Below are 11,906 nucleotides of genomic sequence, written 5' to 3'. Positions count from 1 at the left end.
TTCACTTTCGAAAAGAATAAAGAGCCGGTGGGGCACGCTCTCGTCCGGGCTGCCATCGATTGGCGCCGAGCCGGACTGCAACGCCCCATTCCAGAACTGGAGCTTCGACAGCGCACCAAGCTCTACCTGCCCAAGGTGTTTGTGAATACGGACCTGACGGACGACACCTACAAGCGGGGGTTGGACTGGGCGCAACGGCCCGTCAGCTCTCAAATCCCGCTGCTCTTAGCGGTACAGGGACAGAAAGGCAGGGCCTTCGAGGTCTTCGATTACATAGCCGATCTCCTGGAGCGCCAAGGAGCCAGCACTCCTGAGCAGGCGTGGAACCTCCTCATCGATTGCGCCACCCCCGAAGAAACCCATGACATCGGGATTGCCGCCTACGGTCGGCACGAACCTGAAGTGGCGAAGCACGCCTTCATGAAGGCACTAGCCTCGAGTCATGTCGACGCGGCGCCCATGGCAGCCTTCAACCTGGGAACTCTGCTGGCGGAGCAAAGGGATGTCGCGGGGGCCCGCGCCGCCTTCCAGCGCGCCATCGACTCCGGGCACTCCGAGGTCGGTTTGCGAGCCCAGGAATTACTCCGTGAACTTTCCACCAGGGAAGAAGCTGATGGCAGCCTCCACACGGAGAATGAGGCATCCGCCCTGCAGTGAAGCTCGGGTTTCCGTTCTGGTCCAGCTCTGGTCTCCCAGTCCATCAGCCCTCATGGCCCCGGTGCATTGCTCCACTCGGAGCGAAGCCGCGCGTTTGCCGCAGTTCCCATTTACGGTGGTCGCCGTCGAGTGCAGCCGGTCACGCGGGCCCTGGGCGCTCGTCCCTACGCGCCCCGCTGCGCCAGCCACTGCCGCGCCGGCGCCGTGTCCACCCCGAAGCGCTCCAGTCCGGGAAGCACCACCTCGTGCAGCGCCTGGACGAACACCTCCCGCTTGCGCGTGTGCGGCAGCACGCCGTGGCGCAGCAGCTCGGGACTCTCCTCCTCGGGCGAGCCGGGCGTGAACAAGCGCGGCGAGGTGCCCCCCTCGAGCATGGCGGGGATGTAGCGGCCCAGGAAGGCCACCGCGCCCTGCGCGCCTTCCGCGTGCGCGCGCGACAGCTGGGCCCACCCCAGCCGGCTGTGCATCACCTCGTCCCGCAGGAGCTCTCGCAACACCGGGCGCACCCGGGGCGAGCCGTCCGGCACCAGCAGCGTGGTGAGCACCGCCGTGCTCTCCGTCTCGGTGATGCAGCACGCCGCCACCAGCTCGTAGAGCACGCGCTCGCGCGGGGGCAGCCTCGCGGGCGCCACCTCGGTGACGGCCGTGGGCGCTTCCGGGAGCACCCGCTGCCCGTACTCCCGCGCCAGCGCCTCGCACAGGCCCGCGTGGCGCCGCTCGTCCTCCGAGGCCCGCCGGGCGAGCGCCACCATCGCCTCGGGCTCACCCAGCTCGCCGAGCCGCTCCGCCAGGCGCGCGAAACGCAACGCCGCCTCCAGCTCCACCCGCCAGCGGAACGTCCACGCCTCCGCCACGAGCCGGCGCACCGGCTCGGGCAGCTCCTCGCCGGCCGGACCGCTCACCAGCCCTCGACTCCGCCCCCGGGGTCTTCCGTCCCCGCGTCCGTCGACGTCCCGCCGTCCGGCGTGCCGCCATCCGCTCCGGGGAGCTGGGTAGCGGGCCTTTGCGTCCTCGAATCGTCACCACATCCGGAGACGCCCCCCGCGAGCGCGCCTCCCACCACCAGTACGTTGAACAGCTTCCGGTAATCCATGTCTGACCCGAGCCTTTCCTGGCGGCGGATGGACCCGCGCGCCCCCTGTGCTGCGTCGCGCGACCATAGCCGACGGGACGCTCGCGCCCCCCACCATGACGGACCGTGTCATCGGCTGATACGCACCGTGTCATCGCGTGACGCGGCGCAGCGTCATCTCTTTGTTTCTTAAAATCTGAGCTTCCTGGGCTAGCGTGCATTCGCTGGCTTCCCTGGCCGGCCTCGTCCCCCCCCCCGAGGTTCCCATGACGCGCTCCCTGTCCCTCCGCCGTTGGCTGTCCCTCCCCGCCCTGCTCGCGCTCAGCGCCTGCGGTGGTGTTGATGCTTCCCTCGACGGGCGCCCGCTGGACCTGGGTGGCGAGGCAATCGCCGCACAGGTGGAGCGGGACTTCGGGGGCCCCGACGGGGTCATGGACTTCTTCCAGAGCCACTCGGAGGAGGAGATCCGCCAGATGCTGGCGCCCTACGGCATCGGGTACCGCGTCCACAACGTCAGCGCGATGCTGATCAGCGACTGCCCGAAGAACTTCCCGTCGACCGACCGCAGCGTGTGGCACAACTTCGACGGCGAGTACTACTACATCGACGCCTCGGGCCGGCCGAACAAGGCGTACAAGTACCTGCCGCCCATCGTCGCCGCGGCGCGCATCGACTCCTGCCAGACGAGCATCGGGCAGTGGGGCGACGCGGAGAACCCCAGCAACGACTATGACGGGGGACACCTCATCGGCTCGCAGCTCGGCGGCTGGGGTGGCCGGGCGAACATCGTGCCGCAGGATGCCAACTTCAACCGCGGCAACTGGGTGCAGCTCGAGAACAAGATGGCCCTCTGCGGGAGCCTCCCGAGCAGCCGGCTGCGCTACTACATCACCGCGGCCTACCCGAACTCCACCACGCTCATCCCCAACACCATGACGATGGAGATCACCAACCAGTCCTCGGGCAGCTCCGTGCTGATGAACTTCCAGAACGTGGACTACGGCGGCACGAATGGCACCACCGAGCGGACCAAGGGCGTGAACTGGCTGACGAGCCAGGGCTGCAACTGAGCCTCCGCGCTGTTCGCGTCTCGAGAGGGGCCTGACGCAGGCCCCTCGTCTCAACCCCCGAGGGCCGCGTGAGCGCCACCCGCGCTCCGCCCCTCGCCCTTCCCGTCCACTGTCCTTCACTTCCGGCGGCCCGCGTCCCTCCTGGCGCGAGGCCGCCTGGAAGCGCTCGCCCGCCCGCCTGCCCTGGCTCTTGCGTTGGCCATGAGAGGCATATATTTTATCTGCATCAGGTGGTTGGGACTTATAAAAACAAGGTCCCCGGGCTCCCATGGACGAACTGGACTACCGCATCGTCGACCTGCTGCAGCGTGACGGCCGCGCCACGCAGTTGGAGCTTTCTCGGGCGGTGGGCCTGTCCCAGCCCGCCGTGGCCGAGCGCATCCGCAAGCTGGAGGAGCGCGAGGTCATCACCGGCTACACGGCGCGCGTGGACGCGACGAAGCTGGGCAAGGACATCACCGCCTTCATCGGCGTGAGCATCGAGCACCCCAAGTACTTCGAGGGCTTCGCCAGGAAGGTGCTCGCCATGCCCGAGGTGCTGGAGGCCCACCGCGTCGCCGGCCAGGACTCGTACCTGCTCAAGGTGCGCACCTCGAATACGCGCACGCTCGACAGCCTGCTCGTGGAGACGCTGCGGACCATCTCCGGCGTCACCCGCACTCACACCACCATCGTCCTGACGTCCATCAAGGAGGAGACGTACATCCACGTCTCCCCCGAAGAGCTGAAAGGAGCCTGACCCATGACCGCTGCCGTCAGCATTTCCGCCCCTCCGGCGTTCCCACTCGCGCAGCGCATGTCGCGGATGAAGGCCTCCGCCATCCGGGAAATCCTCAAGGTGGCCGAGCGTCCCGACGTGCTCTCCTTCGCCGGAGGGCTGCCCGCGCCCGAGCTCTTCCCGGTGGAGGCCATCGCCCAGGCGCACGCCGAGGTATTCGCCGAGGAGGGCCGCGCCGCCCTGCAGTACAGCGCCACCGAGGGCTACGGCCCGCTGCGCGAGTGGATTTGCGCCCACCTGGCCAAGAGCGGCCTGCACGCGGCCACGGACCAGGTGCTCATCACCAACGGCTCGCAGCAGGGAATCGACCTGGTGGCCAAGGTGCTGTTGGACCCCGGGGACGTGGTGGTGGTGGAGAACCCCAGCTACCTCGCCGCGCTGCAGACCTTCAGCGGCTACGAGGCCTCGTTCGCCGTGGTGGGCAGCGACAACGACGGCATGCGCGTGGACGACCTGGAGCGGCTGCTGCTCGTCGTCGGCCGCCGGCCCAAGCTCATCTACCTGGTGCCCAACTTCCAGAACCCCAAGGGCACCACGCTGTCGCTGGAGCGCCGGCGCGAGCTGGTGCGCTTCGCCCAGAAGCACCGCATCCTCATCCTCGAGGACAACCCGTACGGCGAGCTGCGCTTCCGCGGCGAGCACCTGCCCTCGCTGGCGTCGCTGGACACCGAGGACGTGGTCATCAACCTGGGCACCTTCTCCAAGACGCTGGCGCCCGGGCTGCGCATCGGCTGGGCCGTGGGCCCGCGCGAGCTCATCCGCACCCTCACCGTGGCCAAGCAGGCGGCGGACCTGCACACCGCCACCGTGTCCCAGCGGGCCACGGCGCGGCTGCTCTCGCGCTTCGACTACGACGCCAACCTGGAGAAGCTGCGGGGCGTGTACGGGGAGCGCTGCCAGGTGATGCTCGCCGCGCTGGAGAAGCACATGCCGGCGGGCACCCGGTGGACGCACCCCGAGGGCGGCATGTTCCTCTGGGTGGAGCTGCCGCGCGGCATGAGCGCCGACACGCTCTTCCCGCTCGCGCTGGAGAAGCGCGTCGCCTTCGTGCCCGGCTCGCCCTTCTTCGCCCACGAGCCGCGCAGCGAGTTCATGCGCCTGAACTACTCCAACCGCCCGCCCGAGCTGATTGAAGAGGGCATGCGCCGGCTCGGCGCGGTCATCGCCTCGCAGCAGACGTAAGGCACGGCCCCGGCCGGTCTCTCAGTGGATGGAGTAGACCGGCTCCGGACTGGCGGCCGGGGCGCACGTGTCCGCCCAGGCCTCGTCGAAGGCGTCCGCGTCGAAGGGCACCTCCTCGAAGGACGCGAGCTTGCCGTCGCGGATCCGGTAGTGGTGCAGCAGCCGCACCTCGTACGGTTTGCCGGTGTCCTGGCGGGTGAAGGTGTCGTGCAGGAGCACCACGGCGCGCTCGTCATTGGCGAGGATGTCGTCGAGGATGATGCGCAGCGAGGGGCCCGCGAGCTGTCCGAGCTTGCCCACGAACCGGGACAGGCCCTCGCGGTCGTAATCGCCCGTGAGCGCGTTGTGGCCGCCGACGTGGAAGTGCATGTCCGGCGTGCACAGCGCGAGGACACCGTCGAGGTTGCCCTTGCTGAATTGGATGTAGAGCTCGCGGATGAGCTGCTCGTTGGGATGTGCCATGACCTGGTCCTCCTCTGACAACGGTACGGAGCAGGCGCGTCGCGTGGAGGACAAAGCCCCGGGTGTCTTCCCGTGAGCCGCACGCCCGCCCGGAGGGCACACCCGGCGTCCGAGCACTTTCCACGTGCGCCCCACCCCCGAATCGCTATCTAGAGCGCCCATGCCCGCGCCCTGGAGCTCCTTCGACGTCGCCCTCGTCACCGCTTCCGCCTTCCCCGAGTGTCTGCCCGACGAGAGGCTCCTCATGGACGCCCTCGCCGCGCGGGGGGTGAAGGCCGGGCCCGTCATCTGGGACGATGCCTCGGTGGACTGGAGCCACTTCCGGCTCGCGCTCATCCGCACCGCCTGGGACTCGGACAAGCGCCGCGACGAGTTCGTGGCCTGGGCCGGCCGGGCGGGCGCTCGCTGCCCGCTGTGGAATCCGCCCGAGGTGCTCCGCTGGAACACGCACAAGGGCTACCTGCGCGAGCTCGAGGCGCGCGGCGTGGCTGTCGTTCCCACGGCCTGGCTGGAGCGCGGTGCGACGGTGGACGTGAAGGCGCTGCTCGCCGGGCGCGGCTGGAGCGACGCGGTGGTGAAGCCGGCGGTGTCCGCGGGCGCGCGCGACACGCTGCGGGTCCGGGGGCCCGGGGACATTCCCGCCGCCCAGGCCCTGGTGGAGCGCGTCCTGCCGCACAAGGACATGATGGTGCAGCCCTACCAGTCCTCGGTGGAGGGCTACGGCGAGCGCTCCCTCCTGTTCCTCGGCGGCGAGCACACCCACGCCATCAAGCGGCAGCCGGCGCTGTCGGGGGACCCGGACTACGACGCCACCGCCGCCGAGCCCGCGCCCTCGGCCGAGGACGAGCGCGCCTTCGCCCGGCAGGTGATTGCCGCCACGGGCTTCGAGCTGCTCTACGCGCGGGTGGACGTGGCGCGCGACGAGGCAGGCGGGCTGCGGCTGATGGAGTTGGAAATCACCGAGCCCAACCTCTTCCTGCGCCAGGGCGGTCCGCGCGCGGTGGAGCGGCTGGCCGACGCCCTCGTGCTCAAGGCGCGCGCGCGCTAGCCATCCCCCATCCCATCGCCGCCCCCTCCGCACCTTCTTTCTCCCACCGCGCACCGGAAGGGCCCACCTGGGCGCGCACGACGTGGCACACGCCGACTCGGCGCCTTTACTGCGACTCGGCGGGGGCACCCGGAAGAGTGAACGTGAAGGTGCTGCCCACGCCTGGCTGACTCTCGGCCCAGATACGCCCACCGTGAGCTTCCACAATGCACTTGGAGATGTAGAGGCCGAGCCCCAGCCCTCGCCGATCCCCGCTGCGGGCTTGCCAGAAACGCTCGAACACGGCCTCCAGTTGATGATTCGGGATTCCCGCGCCGGTGTCCGTCACGGAGCAGTGAACCTCCTGGCCCAAAGACTCCACTCGGATCGAAATCCTGCCTCCTGCCTCGGTGAACTTGATGGCATTGCTCAGCAGGTTGGCGAGCACCTGAAGGACACGCTCGTAGTCGAATTTCGCCATCAGGGTTTCCCCGCGTATCTCCACGGAGAAGGAGAGGCCTTGGGCAGAGGCCAGGGGTTGGAACGTATCGACTGACTCCCGCACGAGCGCGGTTACATCCTGCGACGCTGGGACGACGAGGAGCTTGCCCGCCTCGATACTGGCCACATCCATCAAGTCTCCGAGCAGCCGGTTCAACCGCGCCGTGAATCGCTCGATTTTCTCGAGGCCTTGTACGGCCCTCCTGCCCGCCTCGTCTTCGGCGGCGCTCCGCTTGAGAAGGGCCGCCTGCAAAGCGATTCCCGCGAGAAGCGTGCGCGCGTCGTGGCTGACCATCCCCAGGAATTCATCCCGCGTCGCAAGCCCTTCATCGGAGCGCGCCCGCTCGAACATGAGGCGCGTATCCGTTTTCTGTCGTTCCAGGTAGAGGAGGGCAGCCAACGCGCGCCTGCCCTCCACACGCTCGGCCTCCAGTTCCGAGTCAGAGGCCGCACGCGCCCCCTCCAAGACTGCATCCTCGTGGGCCCGCTCTCGGTCAACGCTCTCACGCACCTTGGGGGGCGCCTTACTCCGCGCCAACTTCACATCCGCGTGGTCGCGGGACTCTTGGGAACGCTGATCAGCCCTTTCCCGGGCCGTTTGGATGGAGGCGTCAGACGCTTCTTCAATCGCGGTCTGCGTCTTGCCGTATTCACGGTCGGAGCTCTCACGCTCCAAGCGCAGGCTTTCGTCCGTGTTGGACCGCTCGAGTCGCGGATTTTTTTCTTTCGGTGACATGGAGAGCCTCTTACCAGGAACAAACGGGAGGGTGCCGCGCAGGCGGCGGCTCGCGGTGCGGGGCGTCGGGGCGTCAACGCGGGAGCCACGAGGCCAGCATCCCCCGCCGTGGAGCACGGGGCCCACGTGTCGGCACGGGTGGCCCCGTCGACGTGGCCCCACGGCTCGCCTGGCCGCTCACCACACGGCGCGGGCGCGCATCCACGGAGCCCAGCCGCCGGGTGACCTCCCAGGCCCCCAGCGCCTTGTAGAGGCCCAGGCTCCCCCCCGGCGCCGGGACTCGAATTCACCGGGCGCCCCCGCCCCCCCCCTCGGGGGACCCGGTGGGTGCTACGGCGTGGTCGCGCAGCCCGAAGCCATGTTGCTACAGCTCGAGCTGCAGGTGGCCGCTCCGCCGCACGCGACCTGGCAGCCGGAGGTACAGCTCGTCAGCATGCAGCTCGTGGCGCCGTTGCAGTTGAGCTGGCAGTTGCCGCCCGGGCAGTCCAGCTTGCAGCTGTCTCCGGTGCAGCTGAGCTGGCAGTTGCCGCCCGTGCACTTCTGCTCGCAATCGCCGCTGTCGCAGACACACGAATTGCCGGTACTGTCGCAGTCCAGGTTGGAACAGCCCGACAGCGTCAGCGTCAAGGCGGCCACGACTCCCAGCATGATGCGATTCAAGGTCATCGACTCCCTCGTCTTTCGTTTCGGGGCCACGGCGCTCCTTCCGGAGCCCGTGGAGGGAGCCTTATGGTGTTGACCCGAAGTGAAAGCACCGCACACCATGGGTGTTTTTCCGCTGGAGCACATCACCCACTCTTGAACAAAGCCGGCGTTTACTTTCCGCCGAGCACCACCACCAACTCGTAGCCAGGCTTCCACGTGAGGGGAGCCACCCGGGGAGGAGAGCGGAGAGGATTCGGGTCTTGGGCCGATGCTATCCGCTCCACGGCTCACGCCACGCGAGCCCGCGTCTTCCTACTCCCCGACCGACTGGGGCGGCGGCTTGGCGCTGAAGATGGGCACGTAGCACTTGCCCTTGTGCTCGAAGAGCTCATCCAGGCACGGAGCCTTGAGCTCGTGAGGCACCCAGCAGGCCCCGATGAGTTCCACCTCCGCGTACTTCCTGCAAGGGGGGCGCTTCTGTCCCTTGAAGGGCTCGCTCGGCAGGGGACGGGCGAGCACGGACTCTCCAGCGTCCGGGGTATCCATGGCGCTGGGGAATGCGTACGGCTCCCCAGCGTCTGGAGCCTCCAGAGCGTTGGAGAATGCATCGGGATTCGCGCCCGCCGTGGGCACGTCGTCATTCATGAGCGCGGACGGGGTGCTCGCCAGGAACTCCGGGCCTCTCGGCGATGGGGACTCGAAAGCCAGACACACCAGGGCGAAGAGCACGGCACCCACCGCAGCGGCGCCCACCAATGCCAGGCTCCGGCGCCAGCGGCGGCGCGGCTCGCGAGGGCCGTCGAAGGCTCGAGCCATGCGCCGCATTGCCCTGCGAACATCCCTGAGCACGAACATCAGCGACTCCGCCGAGTGTCTATCGGGGGCCTTGGCCCTCCGCGAGTCCTCCACCTCCAGGGCCACGTAGCTCGGCACGGACGAGGAGATGACGTGCACCCGGAAGTCCTTCAGCCACGCGGGGTCCTCCTCGGCGTCGGGCTTGAGCACCAGGGCGGTGGCACCGCTCTTCTCGTGCCTGGCCAGGTAGAGCTCTGCCTGGCTGTCGGGCGGCTGGGGCATCTGCTCCTCGAGCTGGTAGGGCCCCAACTGCGTGCGCTCCGCCCAGCTCGCCCCGGGCTTCTTCTTGTCGTCCATGCGTGCTCCTCGCTGGCCTCACCGCATGCCGGAGGCCCGAGACGCTTGTTCGCATGGAGCCGAGCCCTCACGCCAGGAGGTGCCGGGTGCATCACCAGGGCGCCTACCCACCAGGTGCACGCTCGGCCTCCTCGCGAAGTGTCCCGTACGCCGAGCCAAGGCAATTCGAATGCTCTGAGTCAATCACAGACGCTGCTGCAATCACCCTGCTTGAAGAACGCGTCGTCGAGGCCGTTGGCACACTCGACCCTGAGCGCGCTCGCCGACTGGCGGCACCAGGGATCCGTCCCCTTCACCGCCGGGCGCCCCGTCCCAGGCTCGAACCAGACATGGACGGTCCAGATCCGCTCGTGCTCGGCATCGAACTCGTGCTCCCGAAGGTCGCTCTTCTCGATGGCGAGCTGGGGCGCGGCCTGCCCCGGTACGTGGAGCGGGACTTCGCCAGGTACCTAGAATGTGGAGTGTTGGCGCACGGCTTCGCGCGGGTGCGCTGCGAGAGTTGCAAGGACGAGCTTCTCGTCGCCTTCTCGTGCAAGGGGCGAGGGTCTGTCCCTCCTGCGATGCGAAGCGCGCGCATGTGACGGCGGTGCACCTGGTGGAGCGGGTGCTGCCGCATGTGCCCGACCGGCAGTGGACGCTGTCCTTTCCGCACTGGGTGTGGTGGGTGCTGCTCAAGGACGTGGGACTGCTCTCGGACGTCCTCACTAGAGCGCCCATGCCCGCGCCCTGGAGCTCCTTCGACGTCGCCCTCGTCACCGCCAGGTGATTGCCGCCACGGGCTTCGAGCTGCTCTACGCGCGGGTGGACGTGGCGCGCGACGAAGAGGGCGGGCTGCGGCTGATGGAGCTGGAAATCACCGAGCCCAACCTCTTCCTGCGCCAGGGCGGCCCGCGCGCGGTGGAGCGGCTGGCCGACGCCCTCGTCCACAAGGCGCGCGGGCGCTAGTCATTGCGCGAGTCTCGCCCCGTGTGGGGGGCGCCTACTTGCCGCCGAGCACCACCACCAACTCGTAGTTGGGCTTCCACGTGAGGGGAGCCACCGTGGCGCCCGGGAGCGCCTGAGCGGCCTTCCGGGCGTCGGCCTCGAAGCCCTTCGCGGCGAAGACGACGGTGCTCGGGTGGGCCTCCTTCGCCTCCCCGAACGAGGTGGGGCTCAGCCCGGCCTTCTCGAGTGCGTCCAGGGCCGTCTCGTAGGCGTCAGGCGCGGTGCCCTTCACGCCGAGCACCTGCACCCGAGGCCCCTGCGTGGGACCGAACGTGACCTCATGGTCGATCCCGCCTCCTTCGGTCGAGCTCTCCAGGTGCACCAGGTACGCCACGCGCCGGCCGTCGGGGGACCAGACGAACTCCACCCGTTGATTGACGTTCCCGTGGTCGAAGGTGAAGTCCACGCTGGGCCAGCTCTTCTTGCCCGCCTTCACGCCAAAGCGGATCTTCGAGGGCGGCGGAACCTTGACCTCCTCTCCACTGTCCCCCGTCCAGGGGCTCACCCCCAGCACGAGGAACCCGCCGTCCTTCCAGTTCCCGCCCTTGCCCGAGACCTGGAGTTGCAGCGTGCCGTCCGGGGATTTCGGGCCGGTCTTCAGGGGCGCGAGCACGTTCTCCGCCAGCCATTCCTTGTACTCCTCGGGGGTGAGCTCGTCCGGCGCATACAGGCCGTCGCCCATGCGCGCATCGAAGACGAAGTATTTCCCGACGGTGTCGCTGCCGATGGCGTCGTAGCGCCCGACGACGAAGAGCGAGCCGTCCTGCGTGAAGCCAATCGCCTTGGCATCCTGGGCGAGCGCGGGCACGGCCATGAAGAAGAGGAGGAGAGCGGGGAGGGTCCGGGTCATGGGCCGATGCTATCCGCTCCACGGCTCACGCCACGCAAGCCCGCGTCTTCCTACTCCCCGACCGACTGGGGCGGCGGCTTGGCGCTGAAGATGGGCACATAGCACTTGCCCTGGTGCTCGAAGAGATCCTCCGGGCACGGGGCCTTGATCTCGGCAGTCAGCCAGCAGCCGCCGACGAGCTCCACCTGCGAGTACTTGGAGCAAGGGGGGCGCTTCTGTCCCTTGAAGGGCTCGCTCGGCAGGGAACGGGCGAGCACGGACTCTCCAGCATCCGGGGTCTCCAGGTCGTTGGAGAAGGAGTACGGCTCCCCAGCGTCTGGAGCCTCCAGGGCGTTGGAGAATGCATCGGGCTCCGCGCCCGCCGTGGGCACGTCGTCATTCATGAGCGCGGACGGGGTGCTCGCCAGGAACTCCGGGCCTCTCGGCGATGGGGACTCGAAAGCCAGACACACCAGGGCGAAGAGCACGGCGCCCACCGCGGCGGCGCCCACCAACGCCAGTCTCAAGCGCCAGAGGCGGCGCGGCTCGCGGGGGCCGTCGAAGGCTCGAGCCATGCGCCGCAGTCCCCTGCGAACATCCCTGAGCACGAACATCAGCGCATCCGCCGAGTGCCTGTCGGGGGCCTTGGCCCTCCGCGAGTCCACCACCTCCAGGGCCACGTAGCTCGGCACGGACGAGGAGATGACGTGCACCCGGAAGTCCTTCAGCCACGCGGGGTCCTCCTCGGCGTCGGGCTTGAGCACCAGGGCGGTGGCACCGCTCTTCTCGTGCCTGGCCAGGTAGAGCTCTG

General features: G+C 68.7%; 16 protein-coding genes. 8 read left to right on the top strand and 8 right to left on the bottom strand.

Annotation, left to right across the window (positions count from 1 at the left end):
- Positions 1-657: tetratricopeptide repeat protein (locus ACJ8AN_RS17100; protein ID WP_407756441.1), on the top strand; the 657-nt coding region annotated here is incomplete at its 5' end.
- Between the two features lie 164 nt (positions 658-821).
- Here the strand turns inward: ACJ8AN_RS17100 and ACJ8AN_RS17095 are convergent.
- Positions 822-1,559: a ferritin-like domain-containing protein gene (locus ACJ8AN_RS17095; protein ID WP_407756440.1), complete on the bottom strand. Its 738-nt coding sequence runs from the start codon at positions 1,557-1,559 to the stop codon at positions 822-824.
- Positions 1,556-1,750: a hypothetical protein gene (locus tag ACJ8AN_RS17090; RefSeq protein ID WP_407756439.1), complete on the bottom strand. Its 195-nt coding sequence runs from the start codon at positions 1,748-1,750 to the stop codon at positions 1,556-1,558. The genes ACJ8AN_RS17095 and ACJ8AN_RS17090 overlap by 4 nt, the downstream gene beginning before the upstream one ends.
- 245 nt (positions 1,751-1,995) lie before the next feature.
- On the opposite strand from ACJ8AN_RS17090, the gene ACJ8AN_RS17085 reads away from it, so the two are divergent.
- The 3 genes from ACJ8AN_RS17085 to ACJ8AN_RS17075 all read left to right on the top strand — a co-directional run bounded on the left by ACJ8AN_RS17085 (position 1,996) and on the right by ACJ8AN_RS17075 (position 4,759).
- Complete coding sequence (locus ACJ8AN_RS17085) at positions 1,996-2,799, top strand: DNA/RNA non-specific endonuclease (RefSeq protein ID WP_407756438.1); 804 nt, start codon at positions 1,996-1,998, stop codon at positions 2,797-2,799.
- A gap of 268 nt (positions 2,800-3,067) precedes the next feature.
- Entirely contained in the window at positions 3,068-3,538 is a 471-nt protein-coding gene (locus ACJ8AN_RS17080; protein ID WP_407756437.1) for an Lrp/AsnC family transcriptional regulator, read from the top strand.
- 3 nt (positions 3,539-3,541) lie between these two features.
- Positions 3,542-4,759 (top strand): PLP-dependent aminotransferase family protein, encoded by a 1,218-nt coding sequence (locus ACJ8AN_RS17075; RefSeq protein WP_407756436.1) that lies wholly within the window; start codon positions 3,542-3,544, stop codon positions 4,757-4,759.
- Positions 4,760-4,780: 21 nt separating this feature from the next.
- Here ACJ8AN_RS17075 and ACJ8AN_RS17070 read toward each other — a convergent pair whose 3' ends face one another.
- Entirely contained in the window at positions 4,781-5,221 is a 441-nt protein-coding gene (locus tag ACJ8AN_RS17070; protein WP_407756435.1) for a nuclear transport factor 2 family protein, read from the bottom strand.
- 160 nt (positions 5,222-5,381) lie between these two features.
- Between ACJ8AN_RS17070 and ACJ8AN_RS17065 the strand changes: the two genes are divergently transcribed.
- On the top strand, positions 5,382-6,269 hold the full coding sequence (locus tag ACJ8AN_RS17065; RefSeq protein ID WP_407756434.1) for a RimK family alpha-L-glutamate ligase: 888 nt from the start codon (positions 5,382-5,384) through the stop codon (positions 6,267-6,269).
- 106 nt (positions 6,270-6,375) lie between these two features.
- Here ACJ8AN_RS17065 and ACJ8AN_RS17060 read toward each other — a convergent pair whose 3' ends face one another.
- The 3 genes from ACJ8AN_RS17060 to ACJ8AN_RS17050 form a co-directional block, all read right to left on the bottom strand.
- Positions 6,376-7,485: an ATP-binding protein gene (locus ACJ8AN_RS17060; RefSeq protein ID WP_407756433.1), complete on the bottom strand. Its 1,110-nt coding sequence runs from the start codon at positions 7,483-7,485 to the stop codon at positions 6,376-6,378.
- 330 nt (positions 7,486-7,815) lie between these two features.
- Entirely contained in the window at positions 7,816-8,151 is a 336-nt protein-coding gene (locus tag ACJ8AN_RS17055; protein WP_407756432.1) for a hypothetical protein, read from the bottom strand.
- Between the two features lie 291 nt (positions 8,152-8,442).
- Complete coding sequence (locus ACJ8AN_RS17050) at positions 8,443-9,282, bottom strand: hypothetical protein (protein WP_407756431.1); 840 nt, start codon at positions 9,280-9,282, stop codon at positions 8,443-8,445.
- A gap of 329 nt (positions 9,283-9,611) precedes the next feature.
- Here ACJ8AN_RS17050 and ACJ8AN_RS17045 point away from each other — a divergent pair, with 329 nt between their 5' ends.
- From ACJ8AN_RS17045 to ACJ8AN_RS17035, 3 genes are read left to right on the top strand one after another with little or no spacing between them, the layout of a single operon-like run.
- The gene (locus ACJ8AN_RS17045; protein ID WP_407756430.1) at positions 9,612-9,863 is read left to right on the top strand and encodes a transposase zinc-binding domain-containing protein; all 252 of its coding nucleotides are present in this window, start codon (positions 9,612-9,614) and stop codon (positions 9,861-9,863) included.
- The gene (locus tag ACJ8AN_RS17040) at positions 9,860-10,048 is read left to right on the top strand and encodes a hypothetical protein (protein WP_407756429.1); all 189 of its coding nucleotides are present in this window, start codon (positions 9,860-9,862) and stop codon (positions 10,046-10,048) included. Before ACJ8AN_RS17045 ends, ACJ8AN_RS17040 begins: the two co-directional genes overlap by 4 nt.
- A complete protein-coding gene (locus ACJ8AN_RS17035) occupies positions 10,045-10,227 on the top strand; it encodes a hypothetical protein (protein ID WP_407756428.1) in 183 nt (60 codons plus the stop codon). Before ACJ8AN_RS17040 ends, ACJ8AN_RS17035 begins: the two co-directional genes overlap by 4 nt.
- A gap of 34 nt (positions 10,228-10,261) precedes the next feature.
- Here ACJ8AN_RS17035 and ACJ8AN_RS17030 read toward each other — a convergent pair whose 3' ends face one another.
- Positions 10,262-11,116, bottom strand: a complete 855-nt coding sequence (locus tag ACJ8AN_RS17030; RefSeq protein ID WP_407756427.1) for a LytR C-terminal domain-containing protein — start codon at positions 11,114-11,116, stop codon at positions 10,262-10,264.
- A gap of 50 nt (positions 11,117-11,166) precedes the next feature.
- On the bottom strand, positions 11,167-11,906 hold a 740-nt coding region (locus ACJ8AN_RS17025), incomplete at its 5' end, for a hypothetical protein (protein ID WP_407756426.1).

The organism is Archangium sp. (assembly GCF_045802675.1).
Taxonomy (GTDB): domain Bacteria; phylum Myxococcota; class Myxococcia; order Myxococcales; family Myxococcaceae; genus Archangium.
The sequence above is the reverse complement of the archived record's forward strand: the minus strand, read 5'-3'. Positions and strand labels throughout refer to the sequence as shown.